This window comes from Acinetobacter thutiue (assembly GCF_030385805.1).
GTDB classification, from domain to species: domain Bacteria; phylum Pseudomonadota; class Gammaproteobacteria; order Pseudomonadales; family Moraxellaceae; genus Acinetobacter; species Acinetobacter corruptisaponis.
Window position 1 is genome coordinate 236,724 of record NZ_JAUDZE010000003.1, and the last position, 18,858, is coordinate 255,581.

The window sequence follows — 18,858 nt, forward strand, 5'->3', positions numbered from 1 at the left end:
CCAAATGTTTAATTATGCAGATTGATTCGCAAGAATGGATTGCTTCATGAGCTCAATATCAAAATCCTTGGTGATTACAGCCTGCCCCAATTTCTTAAGTAAAACCAGGCGCAACTGACCATTTAAGACTTTTTTATCATGTGACATATAAGCAAGAAACTCATCTAATGGAATTTTTGGACATGATATCGGTAAATTGGCACGTTGAATGATATTTTTTGTACGTTGCACATCTTCAGCTGAAATCCAGCCCAGACGATGGGACAAATCTGCCGCCATCACCATACCCGTTGCAACGGCCTCACCATGCAACCAGGTTCCATAACCTAGATAGGACTCAATCGCATGACCAAAGGTATGCCCCAGATTTAATAATGCCCGTTCGCCCTGCTCTTTTTCATCGTTCGCCACAATTCTGGCTTTGTGTGCACATGAACGATATACCGCCTCGGCCAACAGGTTGGCATCACGTCCTACGAGCGCATCCATATTCTGCTCTAACCAGATTAGGAAATCCACATCACCCAACAATGCATATTTGATCACTTCAGCTAAACCCGCAGACAACTCACGATCAGGCAAGGTATCCAGTTGCGCCATATCCGCAAGCACGACCTGTGGCTGCTGGAAAGCACCCAGCATATTTTTACCCAAAGGATGGTTAATCCCTGTTTTCCCACCCACACTGGAATCCACTTGAGACAATAAGGTAGTCGGTACTTGTACAAAATTGACCCCACGCTGGAAACAGGCCGATGCAAAGCCTGCCATATCACCGATCACTCCACCACCCAAAGCCAACACCGTACAATCGCGGTTAAAGCCAGCCTCAAGTAAAGCATCAAAAATCAGGTTTAAATGCTGAATATCCTTATACTGCTCACCATCAGGCAATATACATTGTGCGATCTGTTTATCCAAAGCAGTCAGTGCACCCACATAATGCTGCATATATAAAGGGGCCACTGTTGTATTTGAAACCAGCATCACTTGCCGACCATGCAAATAAGGTTCAAGCAATACCTTAGGATCTAAATGACTGCCAATAAAAATTGGATAACGACGCTCACCTAATTCAACATGTAATGTTTGCATATAATTAAACCACTAAGAAAATCATTGAACGGACTGGGATAAAATAATTTGGAGAATCCGTTGTGCTAAATCACGTGCAGCACCCTGATTTGTTTCAATAATATGATGCGCAACTTCACGGTATAAAGGATCACGGGCGGTCAATAAATCTCGTAGTTTTTGTTCTGGATTTTCGACTTGTAATAATGGACGATTTTTATCACGATAGGTTCGCTGTAGCTGAAGTTCTACAGGTGTATAAAGATAGACAACAATACCACGTTGTTTAAGAAATTCTCGATTTGCAGATTGGGTAACAGCACCACCACCAGTCGCTAAAACCAGTGCAGAACGAGCAGTTAACTCATTTATTACATTGGTTTCACGCAACCGAAATCCAGCTTCACCTTCTTTCTCAAAAATCCAGGGAATGGTAGCACCTGTTTTCCGTTCAATCTCATGATCACTGTCAAGGAAATCTCTCCCTAACAGCTCAGCCAAATGCCGACCAACTGTTGTTTTACCTGCCCCCATTGGCCCTACCAAATAAATATTTGGTAGGGATTCAAACGCTTTGCTTGGCAACGCGCCACCTATATTCATTGCAACTATTGAAAATATATTAATGATTTCTGGTCAAGGTGTCATTAACAATTCTCGGTGTCACAAAAATAAGTAGTTCACGTTTATTTTCAGTCTTGGAATCACGACGGAAGAGCCTACCTATATATGGCAAATCTCCCAAGAACGGTACTTTAGTTTGTGCATTTTGATTCGTCTGTTCAAAAATACCTCCTAACACCACTGTTTCACCATTATCCACCAAGATATTGGTATCGATCTGATTTTTATTGATCATGAGCTGGCCTGTTGGTGTTGAGCCACCTACTGAATCCTTGGCAATATTTAATTTCATCATTACTTTCCCTTCAGGAGTAATGCTAGGCGTAACATCCAAAGTTAATGTTGCATCAATAAACTCAGTTTTCGGTACCGCATTTGCACCACTACCTGTAGAAGATGAATAAGGAATTTGTGTACCCGATGAAATTTTTGCAGACTGTTTATCGGCAGTCATAACTTTCGGAGTTGAAATTACTTCACCATAACCATCTGCCTGTACAGCTGAAAGCTCTAGATCAAGCATAAAATCCGACAAGCTAATTAAACCAAAGGCGATACGACTTGCGCCTGGGGTTACTGCCCCCAAATCAACATTCAAGTTATCTGGACGTTCAATTGTATACTTATAACCACCTAAATCAGAATCTTTCTCAGGTTCTCTCAAATTCCACAAGGTTGTATCACTACCACCTACCAACAAATTACTATTATTGGTAATACCCTGAGAAAGCACTCCCCACTTCACACCCATCTCTTTGGTAAAGTCGGTACTTGCACTGACAATACGTGCCTCAATCATCACCTGCTTAACCGACACATCCAGTAAATCAATCATTTTACGAATTTGATCAATTTTTTGTGATGTATCATTAATAATTAGAGTATTTGTACGCGGATCTACTGAAATAGTACCACGTGGGCTTAATAAACCGCCAGTTAGCGTATCATTACTAAAATTTGTGTTAGATGAGCCACCATTATTATTCGTATTACTATTTTTTCCTTGTGTAATCAACTTTTCAATATCAGCGGCTTTTGCATAACTTAGTTGAATATATTCAGTTTGTAATGGAGACAATTTAACACTTTGTGCAATCGCTTTAGCCTCTTCCTCTTCTGCTTTAATCAATTCAGAAACTGGTGCAATCCAGATTACATTTCCATTACGACGCTTATCCAGATTTTTGGTTTTTAGAACAATATCCAATGCCTGATCCCAAGGCACATCCTTTAAGCGCAACGTAATATTACCCTGTACTGTATCCGCCGCCACCATATTGATGCCAGTAAAATCTGCTAGGAGTTGCAAAACACGGCGCACTTCAATGTCCTGAAAATCTAAAGAGATTTTATTGCCAGTATAAGTTTGTGCTTTTGCCTTTGCTGGAGACTTGTCCTCTGGACGCTTTAAACTAATTGTTAACTTATTTTCCGCTTGGTAAGCCATATACTCATAGCTACCCGCAGATTGAATGGTAACTACACCATTACCTTTATCATTATAGGCATCAACACTGGCAACAGGTGTAGCAAAATCATTGGTATTTAAACGACGTGCCAAGTGAGCTGGAATTTTATTACCCATTGTTCGCACTACAATCTTGCTACCTTGTTGCTGTACATCAATCGGTGTATTACTTCCCAACAAATCAATAACAACTAACCCTTCACCATCTTTGCCCCGTTGGAAACCAATATTTGATATCCCTTGTTGAGGCTGACGAGATACTACTGGTACATTTGTTGCAGATGATCGAACTGAATTAATTTTAAGAACAAAGGTATTTCCCTCCACACGCGTAGTGAATGCACCTGCATCTTTTAAATTCACAATCACACGTGAGCGTTGATCATCAGCAGCAACCTCTATAGAGCTTGCCTCGCTAGTTGAGACAGGAATTGAGGTTTGCTTTAGACTTTGCTGTGCCTTATCAAAATCTAGGATTAGACGGGAAGGTTGTTCAAGCTGATATGCTTGAGGTTGGGGAGGCAAGCCATTAAACATGATACGGATTTCCGTACCTTGATCAGCTAAACTCATCGGTACAATATTAGTCATACTCACTTGTGCTGATGCAACCTGCATCATTGCGATGGCAACAACACCCATAGAAAACTGACGGAATGCATGATTCATGGTCTTCGCTTCCCCAAATAAAGAATCTTTAAACTGTTTTTTCATTGTTATTCCCTTAATCTTACGGCGCTGGTCCAATTAAAACGAGTGTTCTAGGTCTTTCCACATAACCCTCTCGCCCATCTGGCACAATTTCCACCAAATCTATCTGAGTTGGACTGATTTTAATAATGCGCCCTTGATTCATTCCCAAATAACTACCTACTTGTACACGTTCAATTTGTCCATCAGGAGTTTGAATTAAGGCAATTGTATTATTGGCCTTGCCACGCATACTGCCTTTCATATTCAAGGACTCCAAAGCATAGCTCTCTAATGGTTGCTGCTGACGATTAAAGTTTGGATAAACACGTTTACCTGCCATAATCTTAAGTTCAGCAGCCAAAGAACTCGGCATAAACGGGCTTTTTAACTGATGTGCTGCGTAGTTAAATAGAGGCACAGGCGTAAACACAGGAGCAGGCTCTATCGGTAGCGGCGGCTGGTTACGAATTTCTGCCATCTGTTGGTTTACCGCATCAATACGAGAATCACATCCCACTAACCCAATAATTAAAATTAAACCAAATAAAACTTTATAATGATTCATTAATGCGGTACTCCCTGTCCAGGTGAGACACTTGTAGCATTTGTATCAACCTGATCATCAACACCTACATAACGATAGGTTTTTGCCTTTACTGTATAATTGATGACAGGAATATCAGTTTTTTTCTGGGTATCTTGTTGAGCCTCAACCGTAAAATCATGCAAGGTGACGATACGTGGTAGCGCAGCAATCCCTGTTACAAACGCCCCAAAAGCATGGTAATCACCTGTGGCTTCAATACTAATTGGCTGTTCAATAAAGAACTCTTGCTTAACTTCATTCTCCAAACGAATATTTTTAAATTTCAAACCTGAGTTCACGCCAGTCAAGTTAATGTCCTCAACTAAACTTGGAATTTCAGTTTCTTTTGGCAACTGCTCCAATTGCTGATTAAAATTTGCTTCCATCTCTTGTAATTGTGTTTGGTATTGTTGCAAATTGCGCAGCTTTGAGTCTTTTTCTCTAAAGTCATTCAATAAACTCTGCTCTTTTGCCTGAGCATTTGCAATACCATCTAATTGTGACTTAATCACCACAAAATAGCCAAGCACAGCCACCGCCAAGAAAATAAAAATCCAACAGGTAATTTTGACAGATACTGGCCAACTACCATAATTATTCATATCCAAAGTATTAAACTGTTGGAAGAACTGATCTACTGTCATCTTCTTTTTCTTTAAAGCGACTTCTTGATTAAGATCATTTAATTCTTCTTGACTCATTGTGTCGCCCCCGTTACTGGTGCTGCTGATGGCTCCGCCTCTGCTGTAGTTCCTATTTCACCCAAATCCACGGTTACAACGAAGCTTCCATAGTTTTCTTCAACACGTGGAACAAGGGAAATTGCTGTTTTATTTTTATTTTCATCTGCCGCCAAAAACGAATTCATAAAGGCATTGCGGTACCAAGGCGATGCCTCAAGATTACGCAATAGTTCAGCCACTGTATTGGGGCTTTCCGCTTTCCCTTCAATACTAAATTTATCTCCTGTACGGGTAAATTTAGTAAGATACATGGTTGGTGGTGTCACACGTACAAGTTCATCAACTAAGCGTACAGTAATTGGACGCTGCCCCTGTAACCCCTGAATCAGCTTCATACGTTCAATAATCGCATTACGACGCTCTTGTAGACCATCTAGTGATTTTAATTGGGTGTCTAGATTCTGGTTGGTACTCACAATCAACTGGTTGGCCTGTTCCTGATCATCCAGTTTTTGATCAAAATACACCCACCCAGAAAAGACAGATGCAATCCCCAACGCAGCAACCCCAACACAAAATGCAACAAACTTTTTCTTTCGTTGTTCTCTTAGCTCATCACGCCAAGGGAGTAGGTTAATCTTTGCCATTAATCAAAACTCCTCAATGCTAGACCACATGCCACCATTAATGAGGAAGCATCATTTTCAATTTTTTTAATGTCAATTTGGGGAGAAAAACCCATTTGTAAAAATGGATTGGCGATCGTGACACGATAACCTAATTTTTGTTGTAACAATTTTGCCAACCCTGGGATATTTGCATTTCCGCCCGCAAGCAAAATATGATCAATTTCATTAAATTGGGAAGAGGAGAAAAAGAACTGAAGTGAACGGGCAGCCTGTTGAACCACTGCATCAAGAAATGGTTCCAGCACTTCAGTATCATAGTCATCTGGCAATGTTCTTTCTTTTTTCGCACGTCCAGCCTCTTCGAAAGACAAACCGTAGCGACTCTGAACATCCTGGGTTAATTGACGACCACCAAATACCTGTTCACGAGTATAAATAATCTTGCCTTTCTGCATGACAGACAAGGTCGTCATGGTATGGCCAATATCCAAGATACCAACGGTATTTGCGCCCATTGGCAAGGTATCGGCGAACACGCTAAAAGCACGTTCCATAGCATAGCTTTCGACATCAGCAATTTTCGCGCTTAGACCAGCAAGTTCCAAAACTTCAACACGCGTATCCACGTTTTCAGTTCGCGTGGCCACCAAAAGTACATTGACACGATTCGGGTTTGCCAGACGGTCTGACAAAACCTCAAAATCAAGGCTAACTTCATCTAAAGGGAACGGAATATATTGCTCAGCATCCATACGGATTTGAACTTCTCGCTCTTCATCCGACATATCGGCATCCATTTCAATGATCTTATGAATCACCATTGAGGTAGGCACCGCAATTGCCACATGAGTAGTGTGAGGGTTCGCAAGGTTGATGACTCGTTCAAGTGCATCACCCACTGCTTCTGGATTGAGAATGCTTTTCTCCACCACACTGTTTTCAGGCAGTGGCATCACGGCATAACTTTCAACCCAATATCTACCGTTCTTTACAGAGAGCTCTAATAACTTAACAGTTGTCGAACTAATATCGACCCCTACTAACCCCTTACTTGGTTTACGATATAACCTGAGCACAGTTCTTTCCTATTTATTTTTTTATCCCCAAAAGTACAACTCACTAATCTGTTTTGGTCTTTAATTGATACGGATACAATATCTCATCTAACAATCCGTATGTCTAAAGGATATACTGACCACAATTAGTTTGCCATTCGCTCTTATTAAAACTTACTTATTATGAAAAAGCTATCCAGTTCTGGTATTGTTCGCCCATTTTTTTTGATCCTTATTATTATCTTAGTCTCACTTCCAATGGGATTTTATGGCATGTATCTCTATCTAGCACCCTCATTGCCAGATATGAGTTCATTAAAAAAGGCACCTTTATTAAAACCATTGCAAGTCTATACGGCGGATAACAAACTCATTGCTGAGTATGGTGGCAAACTCTCTATCCCTGTGAAATATGAAGATATTCCTCCCACCTTTATCCATGCTTTTCTGGCTGCTGAGGACTCCTCATTTTTTGAGCATAACGGTATTAGTTTCAAGGGCTTGGGGCGAGCTCTAACTGAATCCGTGACAGGTTCAGATGTGCAAACAGGCGGTTCAACCATTACCATGCAGGTGGCAAAAAACTATTATCTAAGTCCTGAAAGAACGCTGAGACGTAAGCTAACCGAGGTGTTTCTAGCCCGAAAAATAGAGCAAAACCTGACCAAGCAGGAAATCTTAAGTTCCTATGTCAATAAAATCTTTCTGGGCAAAAATGCCTACGGCATCGCGGCGGCGGCAAGAATCTATTACAACAAAAATATTAACGAATTAACTACAGCACAAATGGCAATGATTGCGGGTTTACCAAAAGCACCCTCCAAATATAATCCTGTTGTCAACCCAGAACGGGCGCTTGAGCGGAGAAACTGGATTCTTGGACGCATGCTGCAATTGGGTTATATCAATCAGGCCCAATACCAGAAAGCTGTTGCTGAACCAATTAATCTCAACATGATTGACCGTTCCGTAAGCAATGTCTTTCCTTATGTGGGGGAAATGGTACGGTCTGAGCTGGTTGAGCATTTTGGTGAGCAGGCAATTGATTCTGGCTACAAAGTCTATACCACCATTGACAGTAACCGCCAGCGTTATGCAGAAGAGGCTGTTCAGGAGGGTCTGGAAGCATATGACCGCCGTCATGGCTGGCGCGGTCCTGAAGCACATGATAAACCACTCAACCAGTTTATGGCCTATGCCAACACTTATCCCGCAGAAGTGGTTAAGGTCAATAACAACTCCTTTGACGCATTAATGCAGGATGGGGCCACAGTTACAGTGAATTGGTCAGGCATGTCCTGGGTGAGACCCTATCGTAATGCCAACAGTGTTGGCGGTGGTCCCTCAAATGCCTCTCAAATTGTAAAAGTAAAAGATATCATTCGCCTGCGCCCAAATGAGAACAAGAGCGTCTGGTCTTTGGTTCAGGTGCCTAAAGTTCAGGGACAATTGATTGCCCTCAATCCAAATAACGGGGCAATTGAAGCGGTGGTTGGTGGTTATAACTTCTATCAGTCCAAGTTTAACCGTGCGGTACAGGGCTGGAGACAGCCTGGTTCAACCATTAAGCCTTTCGTTTATGCGCTTGCAATAGAACGTGGCATGACCCCGTACACCATGGTGAACGATAGTCCAATCACCATTGGCAAGTGGTCCCCTAAAAACTCCGATGGACGCTATCTGGGGATGATTCCACTCCGTCGTGCACTCTATTTATCACGAAATACCGTATCAGTCCGACTATTGCAAAATGTGGGTATTGAGCGTGCACGCCAACTGTTTATGGATTTTGGTCTGGAAGAGGAACAGATTCCCCGTAACTACACCATTGCATTGGGAACCCCACAGGTACTGCCTGTACAGATGGCGACAGGTTATGCCACCTTTGCCAATGGTGGCTATCGAATCCAGCCTCATTTCATCAAGCGGATTGAAGATGCCTCTGGCAAGGTGATTTACGAAACCAAGCCTGAGTATGCCTGTATTCCATGTATTAACAATTCAAATGCCTATAATGAACAACAACCTGATGAAACTCAAAAACAGGAAGATGGGGACGTTAAGGAAATCACCAATCAAACTCTGGATGATGCAACTGCTGCTTCTGAAACCCAAATTACAGCTACAGACACTGATAAAGCAACAAAAACCAACAGTGACTATCGTCAGGCACAACGTATTTTAAAATCAAGCTCGGCCTATGACATGGCGAATATCTTACGTGATGTGATTCAGCATGGTACGGGTCGCGCCGCACTCAAAATTGGTCGTGATGACCTGGGCGGCAAGACAGGAACCACCAATGATGCCAAGGATGCCTGGTTCGCTGGATTTAATGGAAAACTGGTCGCAATTGCCTGGGTTGGATTTGACCAGCCACGGACTTTGGGCCGCCGTGAATATGGTGGTGTCGCAGCCTTGCCAATCTGGACCAACTTTATGGCGAACTCACTCAAAGATACGCCATCTGCCTGGGTACGTCTGGATAAGGAGGCAAAAGAGCCTATTTCTCGCGATAAACTACAGCTCCAGCAAGGCGACGACAAAAAGGAATATCGCGCCTCTCCACCGTTGGCACGTCCATTGTACCGTCCAGCACCACCAGTACCTGATCGCTCAGCACAAAATGACTTCTCAGACCTACCTGATTCAACCTCAGGTGAGGAGCAAATCATGGTGCCAACTCGAAAGCAACCACCAGCGATGGGTTCTACACCACAAAATCCGCCCCCTCAACGGGATCGGATTGAAAACCTCATCAATGAAATTCAGTAAAAGAAACAGGCCATCAAATTGATGGCCTGTTTCTTTTCTGGAAAACATAAATTTGAAACGCGGCTGTCACTGCAAAGTGCTGTTGCTGCTCAATCGTTTTTCGTCGTTCTGGATTGGCTTTATATGCATAAGGTGTCATGGCAATCAGGTTCTTTAATGCTTGCTGATCCAATGATAGAGGTGCTTCAATAAGCTGTTCATGTTTCAATTCAAACTCGGCATCCAGCTGCTCAACAAATTTCTGCGGCTCGTGCAGGTTGACCTGTTCGAACAATGCCTCACGCAATGCATAAAGATGTCTTGGTGCAGGCGTGGCAATGATTAGATAACCCTCATCTTGCAGCACCCTTGTAATTTCTTTCTGAGGAATAGGACTAAATAGGCTGATACAGACATCAATCGAACGATCTTGCACAGGTAATATTGCCCCTGTCCCTACCACCCAGACTACCCGTGAATTGAGTTTTGCCGCCCTTTGCACTGCGGTTTTGGCAATATCAACACCAACACAGTGTTTCGTATAAGGCTGCATGGCATTGGTATAGTAGCCCTCACCACAGCCAATATCCAGAACTGCTTTTGGCTTGAGTTGTTGCAGCAACTCCACCATCACCTGCTGTAAGGGCTGATAAAAACCAGCCTGTAAAAATTCTCGGCGTGCCAGTACCGACTCTGGCGTATCCCCTGGAGTTTTACTGTGTTTATGCTGGACCACATGCAGATTGACATAGCCCTGTTTGGCCACATCATAATGATGCCCTTTTTCACACTGCCAAGAATTTGCGACCAAATTCAATGCTTGGCGACAAACAGGACACATCAATACACTCATCTATTTTCTCCAAACATAAAAAAAGCTGGTATTCACCAGCTTCTCTCTTAAATCATGGCTTAACGTAATTTTAACGTCATTAATCCCAACACAACCAGGAAAATGGTAATAATCCAGAAACGGATCACCACCTGAGTTTCTTTCCAGCCCTGTTTTTCATAATGGTGATGCAAAGGCGCCATCAGGAATACACGCTTGTTGCGCATCCGTAAGGAACCGATTTGCAGGAACACCGAAACCGCTTCCATCACAAATACACCGCCCATAATCGCAAACACGATTTCCTGACGAACCATCACTGCAATCGTACCGAGCATCGCTCCCAGCGCCAAGGCACCAACATCACCCATAAAGATTTGTGCAGGGTGCGCATTGTACCAAAGGAATGCTAGACCAGCACCCACCATGGCAGAACAGATCACCACCAATTCTGATGTATATTTCACATATGGAATATGTAGATAGTTGGCAAAACGGATGTCACCTGACAAATAGGCAAACACACCCAGACCTGCCGCGACCATCACAATCGGCATAATCGCCAGACCATCCAGACCATCGGTGAGATTAACCGCATTGGATGCCCCGTTAATCACCAGATAGGTAAAGCCAATAAATGCCAACCCTAATGGAACAGCCGAAAGTGGGATGGAAAGGTTTTTAAAGAAAGGGATCAACAAGTCCAGCATATTCGCAGTATAAACAGGATTGTCCTGCTGTTTTGCAATGATGTATAAGGCAATACCTGCCCCTAGCGAAGCAACTGAAGTCCAAAAGAATTTTTTGCGTGCAGGTAGGCCCGCATTATCTTTATAACGGATCTTGATCCAGTCATCTGCCCAGCCCACAGCACCAAATACCACCATCACCCCTAGAACAATCCAGACATAGGGATTGGATAAGTCCGCCCAAAGCAGAGTACTGATCCCAATCGACAGGAGAATCAGCACCCCACCCATGGTTGGCGTACCCATTTTCTTGGCATGGTTTTCAGGGGCAAATGAGCTGACTGCCTGACCATATTTTAGTGCCTGCAATTTGCGGATCATGATTGGGCCAAGCACTAAACCAATCGTCAAGGCAGTGAGGATGCTGAGTAGCGAACGCAGTGTTAAATAACGAATCACCTGAAATGAGCTTTCATAACCCGCCAGATGTTCAAATAACCATAACAACATTTAAATTTTCTCCATCAAGTCAGCCATCAGCGTTTCCATATGGGTATAACGCGACCCCTTGAACAGGAAACTGATCGGCTGTGCGGATTCGCCTAATCCGTATGTTTGGACTAAATTAACTAAAAATGGTAAAGCGTCTGCCTGTGTTGCAAATGCGTGTAACTTTTCTGAATGCGCCGAACCCTGCTGGGCTGCCGTGGCAAACTCACCTACCACGACCAAATGGTCTAGCGGCAACGCCGACAGGTCATGGCCCAGATCATGATGCTCCTGCCAACTGCTGTCACCCAGTTCGCCAATATCCCCCATCACCATGACTTTTAAGCCCTGCTGCTGCAACAATACCTGTGCTGCTGCACGCATTGAGGTTGGATTGGCATTATAGGTGTCATCAATAAATAAACAATGTTGCTGCTGAATGAAATTCAGACGGCCTTTCGCTCCCTGCGCCTGCTCCAGACCTTGGACAATATCATCCAGTTCGATACCAATCGCCAAAGCAAAAGCCGTTGCCGCCGCTGCATTTTGCACATTATGCACCCCTGCGAATGGCAAGTTCACTGCTCGGCTACCTTGCGGCGTATGCAGGTTAAATTGTGCGGACTGTGGATTAAGCTGAATTTCGCTTGCATACACATCACCGCCCTCGCCAAAGCTCAGAATGGGGTGATTATCTGCATTTTGGCGAATGGTGGCCGTGAAATCATCATGTGCAGGGACAACTGCGGTACCATTCGGCAAGATATGTGTGTAGATTTCTGACTTGGCACGGCAAATTCCATCACGTCCACCAAACTCACCCAAATGTGCTGTTCCAATATTCAGAATCCCAGCCACATGCGGTTGCACCAGATTTGAAGTGTAATCAATCTCACCCTGATGACTGGCTCCCAACTCCATCACTGCATACTGGTGTTCTGGACGCAGCTCCAGCAACATCATCGGCACACCCAAATCATTGTTTAGGTTACCCCGCGTAATCAGGGTGGGTGCTAAACGCGACAGGATACTGCCCAGCATTTCCTTGGTGGTGGTTTTGCCACTACTGCCTGTGAGGGCAATCACCTTGAGCTGCGGATTCTGCTGACGGCGATAGGCGCCAAGCTGCCCCAAGGCCACACGGGTATCTTTTACAATCAGTTGGGCAATATCCGCATCAACTGGCCGCTCGACAATGGCGATCTGGCAACCCTGTGTTGCCACTTGCTTTACAAAGTCATGCGCATCAAAACGCTCGCCCTTTAATGCAAGGAAAGCATCACCCTCTTCCGCATGACGTGAGTCAGTCAAAATTCGCTTAATTTCCCCTTGAGGGATCTTATGCTGATGCCATTCACCCTGAGTTGCCTGTTGAAGTTGCTCTGCGGTCCAGGGAGTGAGTGGAACGGTACTGGTGGTTGAGGTATGCATGATTTTTATTTACCTTTTGACCCTATTGTGCAGGATAAGCCGAATCTACAGAATGTGACTGTGCAGCAAGCGCTGACTGTACTTCCACCACATCATCAAACCAGTGACGGACCCCATCAATTTCCTGATAGTTCTCATGCCCCTTGCCTGCAATCACCACAATATCTCCTGCCTGTGCATGTGCCACCGCAAATTTAATCGCTTCACGACGGTCATGGATTTCATGCACAATATGATCAGCAAAATCAATTCCCTGTTTCATATCGGCAAAAATCTGTTCAGGGCTTTCAGTACGGGGATTGTCCGAGCTTAAAATCACAGGATTGGCATGATTTAATGCGGCCTGAGTCATAAGTGGACGCTTGCCACGATCACGATCACCGCCGCAACCAAAGACCGCCCAAAGCTGTCCAGTGACATGCCGTTTTAAGGTGGTTAAAACCTGAATCAGGGCATCAGGCGTATGGGCATAATCCACCACAAACAGGCGCTCCGCGTCCTGAATCACCTGCATCCGTCCTGGCGCACCCTTGAGTTGCGGCACAAACTGCACCAGATCGTTCAGGTCAAAACCTGCATATTCAGCCGCAATCAGACTTGCCAACAGGTTCTCTACATTAAAATGCCCAAGCAATGGACTTTGTACCGCATAACAACCTGTCGGACTGACCAGACTGAAACCTGCCCCACTCAAACGATATTGCAAATCGGCAATATGATAATCCGCATTTGTTTGGGTCAAGGAATAAGTCAAAATTTTAGGCTGTGATGGATTGGCTTTGGCTGCATCCAGCATGAGGCTGGAATGAGCATCGTCCAGATTAATGACGACAGTTTTTAAGGTCGTAAATTTGAACAGTAACGCTTTCGCTTCAGCATAGGCTTCCAGCGTACCATGATAATCCAGATGGTCTCGGCTTAAATTGCTATATACCGCAATTTCAATCGCACAGCCATTTAAACGGCCTTGCTCCAGACCATGTGAACTGGCTTCAAGTGCAACAAAATTGGCACCCTGTTTGGCATAGTCATGCAATGCGTTCTGCAACTGCAAGGCATCTAAAGTGGTATGTGTTGATGGCGTAAGGTTTGGCAGAATGCCATTGCCCGTTGTCCCCATCACTGCACAGCCTTGGCCCTGCGAGCTAATCAATTCAGCAATCAAGCGTGAAATGGTGGTTTTGCCATTGGTGCCTGTGACTGCAATTCCACGCAGCGCTGTTACAGGATCAACTGCCTGCAAATATTGCTTCTGCCATTCACCCATTAAATAACGGACTTCGGGACAAACCCATTCATTTGCAAGACCTAGATCTGTTTCACTTATCACCGCCAATGCACCCGCATTCATGGCATTCTCAGCAAATAAACGCGTTTTCTCAGGTTGGCTATAACTGTTTAAGGCAATAAAGATTTGCCCTGCTTCAACCTTACGGCTATCCAGACAGAAGCCTTTAAACGGTTGTGTGTACCAAGCCGCATCTATGCTGATTTGATGTATCTGTTGAAAACTAATCGACATAATTTACCTACGGATTGGGTTTTGTGGGGTATCGAGTGGCTTATCCAGTGGAACATTGAGCAGACGTAAAGACTCCTGCATCATTCGCGCAAACACAGGTGCGGCAACCAGACCGCCGTAATAACGTCCCTGTGGATTTTCCACGACAATGATCATGGCCAAACGTGGATCACTAATCGGTGCAACGCCAGCAAATAAGGCGCGGTACTCATTACTGGAGTAGCCTTTACGGTCTGCACGCAACTTGTGTGCCGTTCCTGTTTTACCCCCTACACGATAGCCAGGAATATTGGCCTGGGTCGCTGTTCCGCCTGGCATGGTAACCTGCTCCAGCATCATCAACACTTGATCGGCAATTTTAGGATCAAGCACCTGTGTACCCTTAGGCGGCTGATCCAGTTTATGCAGGCTTAATGGTACTTCCACCCCATGGTTTGCCAACATGGCATAACCTTGCGCCAACTGCAAAATCGTTGCACTTAAGCCATAACCATAGGCCATAGTCCCCAATTGTGACAGATTCAATTTATCACCTGAATACAGCAGACCTGCACTTTCCCCTGGAAATTTAACATCTGAACGATGACCAAAACCGACCCGACGGAAGAACGAGGGAATGGCATCTTTAGGCAAGGACAAGGCTAATTTGGCTGATCCCACGTTGGAAGATTTAACGATAATGCCTGTCAGTGTCAAGGCGCCATAGTTATGGGTATCACGAATCGTATGTGAACCCAAACGCATCGAACCTGGTGAAGTGTTGACAATCGTATTCGGCGTATATTTGCCACTTTCCAATGCCGCCGCAACCGTAAACGGCTTCATGGTTGAACCAGGCTCAAACATATCAATTGCACCACGGTTACGCATCGCATCCTTATTGGAAAGCCCATTTTTATCATTCGGGTTATAGGATGGCCAACTGGTCATTGCCAAGATTTCACCCGTTTTCACATCCACCGCAATCGCGGTTGCGGAACGTGCATTGTTTGCCACCCCAGCGGCGGTCAGTTCACGATACATAATGTACTGCAAACGTGAATCAATACTCAGGGTGATATTTTCGCCCGATTCAACTTCCTTAATGACTTCTGAAACCTTTAAACGGTTGCCTTTTTTATCCCGAATAATTTTTTGTTCGCCATCCAGTCCTGCCAGTTGCTTGTTCAGTTGCATTTCCAAACCTTCAATCCCTGTTCCCTCACTATTGGTCAAGCCAATAATCTGGGCATTGGGCTGAGGTTGCGGATAGTAGCGTTTATAACTTTTTTCTGCATAGACACCCTGAAAGTTACGCTTAACAATTAAATCGGCCTGTTGCGGTGGAATTTCTTTTTGCAGTACCAGATAACGTGACCGTGGACGAGCCTCCATTTGTTTTTTCAGATCCGCACGGTCTACACCAACGACATCCGCCAACTCATCCAGATTCAGGTTTTTATCAGGCAACTGACGTTTTAATTTACGACTGGTCGGGTCTTTTTTGAGCTCAGCCATCGTTTCATCATAAAGCTGCTTGGTTTCCCAATAATCCCTTGGGTCGATGACAATCTTCATAATTGGGGTGCTGATCGCAAGTGGCACGCCATGACGGTCACTGATCACCCCACGCATTGCCTCTAGACGCTCAGTTCGTAAAATGTTGGCATTGGCCTTGTTCTGCAAGAAATCCTTATTGACCACCTGTACATAGAAAGCGCGCGCCACAATCACCACAAAGCACAGCAGCACCGTTCCCCAAAGCAAGTAAAATCGCCACATATCCAGCGCAAGGGTGGGTCTTTCCGAAATGGACTGCTGTTTTTTTCGTATTGGTTTGCTTCGCTTATCTGCCATACAGCATGCCTTATTTGTCTTGCTTTGAAGTCATAGGTAAAGAAATCACAACCGTTTGTGCCGCAGGCGGTGAAAACATGCGCAGTTGCGTGACCGCACGGGAACCAATCTGTGCCGTGGCACCAAAGGTTTGCTGCTCAATCAGCAAACGGCCCCACTCCGCGTTTAAATCATCCTTTTCACGCATGTAGGCACTTAAGTCACGATAATCATGGCGATACTCAAATACCTGAAACACCACCATCATTGCACTGACAAACACCAGCGCAACAAGTACAGCGTAAACAACAACCTTTTTTAGTCCCTTGTTGCCACTTGATAAAATATCATCATTATTGTTATTGTTCATTGTTTGCCTTTTTGCTCTAAACGCTCCGCCACGCGCAGCCATGCGCTCCGCGAACGGGGATTTGCCTTGACTTCCGCTTCACTGGCACGAACACGTGAAACTTTCTTTAAACGTCGGGTATCCACCTGTGCCTGTGGCATGCCCCAGCCTGAATCTTCAGCCAGACTCGATTCTTTTTGAATAAACTGCTTGATTAAACGGTCTTCCAGAGAGTGAAAGCTGATCACCGCCAACTGCCCTGTTGCCTTGAGCAATTCTACCGCCTGCGGCAGGAATGTCTCAATGTCATCCAGCTCCTTGTTAATGGCAATACGAATGGCCTGAAAGCTACGGGTTGCGGGATGCTTATGCTTTTCCCATTTTGGATGTGCGGTTTTGACAATTTCAGCAAGCTGCGCGGTGGTGGTGATTTCACCAGCCTGCTTAATTGCCTTGGCGATACGGCGGCTGTAACGCTCTTCACCATATTGATAGATAATATTGGCCAGTTTTTCTTCTTCGATTTCAAGCAGCCATTGTGCTGCGGTTAGACCCTGCGAATTATCCATCCGCATATCCAATGGCCCGTCCTGCATAAAGCTAAAACCACGCTCTGCCTGATCAAGCTGCGGCGATGACACGCCCAAATCCGCCATAATGCCATCGACTTCAGTAATGCCGATCTTGGCAAGCTCAGCCTGAATATCAGCAAAACTGGCATGGATGATCCTGAAACGGGAATCTTCCTGTTCCAGTTGTGCCGCAACCTCAAGCGCCTGCGGATCTTTGTCAAATGCGTAAACACGCGCATCCTGATCCAGCTTTGAGAGCAACAGTCGGGTATGTCCGCCACGACCAAAGGTGGCATCGACATAAATGCCTGTGTCGCGACCTGCCAATACGCCATCAACGGTTTCATGAAGTAAGACAGAAATATGCGACATAAGAAATAGATCAATAGCTAAAAATGTAACTGCACATTATTACCTTGTTTTATGCCAGTACCAAACGACTTTTTGTAGAGAATTCTTAACTTTCTATAGATAAAACCGTTTTCTTCATCTTTTTGGCAAAGAAAAAAGCAAATACATCGTATGTATTTGCTTTTCACGTTTACTTACCCTGTTTTTGTTCTGAGTGTTTATTGCTTCTCTGTATAAATCTGGTCGAAGACCGCACCATTTACAAAGTGGGTTTTCTGCGCCTTTGCCCATCCACCGAACACATCATTAATGCTAAACAGCTTAATTTTGGGGAATTGTGCTGCGTATTTTGCCGCAACCTGAGGATTACGCGGACGGAAATAATGTTTCGCCGCCAGCTCCTGTCCCAACGGTGAATAAAGGAAGTTTAAATAGCCACGCGCCAACTGGCGGTTTCCATTTTTATCCACGGTCTTATCAACGATTGCAACCGAGGGTTCTGCCAAAATTGAAATGGATGGATAAACAATTTCATATTTATCCTTGCCGAGTCCCTGAGTCGCCAATAAAGCCTCATTTTCCCAGGACAACAGCACATCACCAATGCCACGCTCAGCAAAGGTGGTTAATGAACCACGCGCACCAGAGTCCAGCACCTTGACATTTTGATACAGCTTTTTCACCAGATCACGTGCTTTTGCATCATTTCCACCTGGCTGCTTCAATGCATAGCCCCAGGCAGATAAATAAATCCAGCGAGGCGCCCCCCCTGTTTTTGGATTTGGGGTAATAATTTCCACACCCTCTTTGGTCAGGTCATTCCAGTCCTTGATGTTTTTAGGATTGCCTTTGCGCACCAGAAAAACCACGGTTGAGGTATACGGTGCGGAATTATCCTTGAACTGTTTTTGCCAGTCCTTTCGAATCAGGCCTGCATTGGCAATTTCATCAATGTCATTGGCCAGTGCCAAGGTCACCACATCCGCCTGCAAACCATCAACTACAGACCGTGCCTGTTTGCCAGAGCCGCCATGAGATTGCTTGAAGTCAACCTCCTGACCTGTACGTTGTTTCCAGTATTGCCCGAATGCCTGATTGTATTCCTGATAGAACTCGCGTGTTGGATCATAGGAAACATTCAGGAAAGTTGTTGCCGCCTGTGCCACTCCACCCAGCCCCAATGCCAATACAGCAGTCGCAATTAATTTTTTCATTGACCGATTACTCGTTTTTCGCCCCATT

The 18,858-nt window shown here is 44.7% G+C and carries 16 protein-coding genes; 1 reads left to right on the forward strand and 15 read right to left on the reverse strand.

Going from position 1 to position 18,858, the window contains the following annotated elements:
• Nucleotides 1–12 precede the first annotated feature (12 nt).
• From aroB to QTA56_RS09870, 7 genes are all read right to left on the reverse strand, one after another.
• Nucleotides 13–1,095: a 3-dehydroquinate synthase gene (gene aroB / locus QTA56_RS09840; protein WP_267980788.1), complete on the reverse strand. Its 1,083-nt coding sequence runs from the start codon at nucleotides 1,093–1,095 to the stop codon at nucleotides 13–15.
• Between the two features lie 21 nt (nucleotides 1,096–1,116).
• Nucleotides 1,117–1,677 carry a shikimate kinase AroK gene (aroK, locus tag QTA56_RS09845; protein WP_267980789.1) on the reverse strand — a complete coding sequence of 187 codons (561 nt, stop codon included), beginning with the start codon at nucleotides 1,675–1,677 and terminating at the stop codon, nucleotides 1,117–1,119.
• 19 nt (nucleotides 1,678–1,696) lie between these two features.
• Nucleotides 1,697–3,835: a type IV pilus secretin PilQ gene (locus QTA56_RS09850; protein ID WP_267980880.1), complete on the reverse strand. Its 2,139-nt coding sequence runs from the start codon at nucleotides 3,833–3,835 to the stop codon at nucleotides 1,697–1,699.
• A 61-nt stretch (nucleotides 3,836–3,896) separates the two neighbouring features.
• Nucleotides 3,897–4,424 (reverse strand): pilus assembly protein PilP, encoded by a 528-nt coding sequence (locus QTA56_RS09855; RefSeq protein ID WP_267980790.1) that lies wholly within the window; start codon nucleotides 4,422–4,424, stop codon nucleotides 3,897–3,899.
• Nucleotides 4,424–5,146, reverse strand: a complete 723-nt coding sequence (locus tag QTA56_RS09860) for a type IV pilus inner membrane component PilO (protein ID WP_267980791.1) — start codon at nucleotides 5,144–5,146, stop codon at nucleotides 4,424–4,426. The genes QTA56_RS09855 and QTA56_RS09860 overlap by 1 nt, the downstream gene beginning before the upstream one ends.
• Entirely contained in the window at nucleotides 5,143–5,775 is a 633-nt protein-coding gene (locus tag QTA56_RS09865) for a PilN domain-containing protein (protein WP_267980792.1), read from the reverse strand. Before QTA56_RS09865 ends, QTA56_RS09860 begins: the two co-directional genes overlap by 4 nt.
• Nucleotides 5,775–6,833 (reverse strand): pilus assembly protein PilM, encoded by a 1,059-nt coding sequence (locus QTA56_RS09870; RefSeq protein WP_267980793.1) that lies wholly within the window; start codon nucleotides 6,831–6,833, stop codon nucleotides 5,775–5,777. Before QTA56_RS09870 ends, QTA56_RS09865 begins: the two co-directional genes overlap by 1 nt.
• Before the next feature lie 162 nt (nucleotides 6,834–6,995).
• On the opposite strand from QTA56_RS09870, the gene ponA reads away from it, so the two are divergent.
• Nucleotides 6,996–9,587 (forward strand): penicillin-binding protein PBP1a, encoded by a 2,592-nt coding sequence (gene ponA, locus QTA56_RS09875; RefSeq protein ID WP_267980794.1) that lies wholly within the window; start codon nucleotides 6,996–6,998, stop codon nucleotides 9,585–9,587.
• Between the two features lie 13 nt (nucleotides 9,588–9,600).
• On the opposite strand, the gene QTA56_RS09880 is transcribed toward ponA, so the two are convergent.
• The 8 genes from QTA56_RS09880 to QTA56_RS09915 form a co-directional block, all read right to left on the reverse strand.
• Nucleotides 9,601–10,419 (reverse strand): putative RNA methyltransferase, encoded by an 819-nt coding sequence (locus tag QTA56_RS09880; RefSeq protein ID WP_267980795.1) that lies wholly within the window; start codon nucleotides 10,417–10,419, stop codon nucleotides 9,601–9,603.
• Between the two features lie 59 nt (nucleotides 10,420–10,478).
• The gene (mraY, locus tag QTA56_RS09885; protein ID WP_267980796.1) at nucleotides 10,479–11,597 is read right to left on the reverse strand and encodes a phospho-N-acetylmuramoyl-pentapeptide-transferase; all 1,119 of its coding nucleotides are present in this window, start codon (nucleotides 11,595–11,597) and stop codon (nucleotides 10,479–10,481) included.
• Nucleotides 11,598–13,007: a UDP-N-acetylmuramoyl-tripeptide--D-alanyl-D-alanine ligase gene (locus tag QTA56_RS09890; protein ID WP_267980797.1), complete on the reverse strand. Its 1,410-nt coding sequence runs from the start codon at nucleotides 13,005–13,007 to the stop codon at nucleotides 11,598–11,600.
• A gap of 22 nt (nucleotides 13,008–13,029) precedes the next feature.
• The gene (locus QTA56_RS09895) at nucleotides 13,030–14,529 is read right to left on the reverse strand and encodes a UDP-N-acetylmuramoyl-L-alanyl-D-glutamate--2,6-diaminopimelate ligase (protein WP_267980798.1); all 1,500 of its coding nucleotides are present in this window, start codon (nucleotides 14,527–14,529) and stop codon (nucleotides 13,030–13,032) included.
• A gap of 3 nt (nucleotides 14,530–14,532) precedes the next feature.
• Nucleotides 14,533–16,365, reverse strand: a complete 1,833-nt coding sequence (gene ftsI / locus QTA56_RS09900) for a penicillin-binding protein PBP3 (protein ID WP_267980799.1) — start codon at nucleotides 16,363–16,365, stop codon at nucleotides 14,533–14,535.
• A 10-nt stretch (nucleotides 16,366–16,375) separates the two neighbouring features.
• Nucleotides 16,376–16,714, reverse strand: a complete 339-nt coding sequence (gene ftsL, locus QTA56_RS09905) for a cell division protein FtsL (RefSeq protein WP_004683425.1) — start codon at nucleotides 16,712–16,714, stop codon at nucleotides 16,376–16,378.
• Entirely contained in the window at nucleotides 16,711–17,637 is a 927-nt protein-coding gene (gene rsmH / locus QTA56_RS09910) for a 16S rRNA (cytosine(1402)-N(4))-methyltransferase RsmH (RefSeq protein ID WP_267980800.1), read from the reverse strand. Before rsmH ends, ftsL begins: the two co-directional genes overlap by 4 nt.
• 197 nt (nucleotides 17,638–17,834) lie before the next feature.
• Nucleotides 17,835–18,830 (reverse strand): sulfate ABC transporter substrate-binding protein, encoded by a 996-nt coding sequence (locus QTA56_RS09915; RefSeq protein WP_267980801.1) that lies wholly within the window; start codon nucleotides 18,828–18,830, stop codon nucleotides 17,835–17,837.
• Nucleotides 18,831–18,858: the final 28 nt, after the last annotated feature.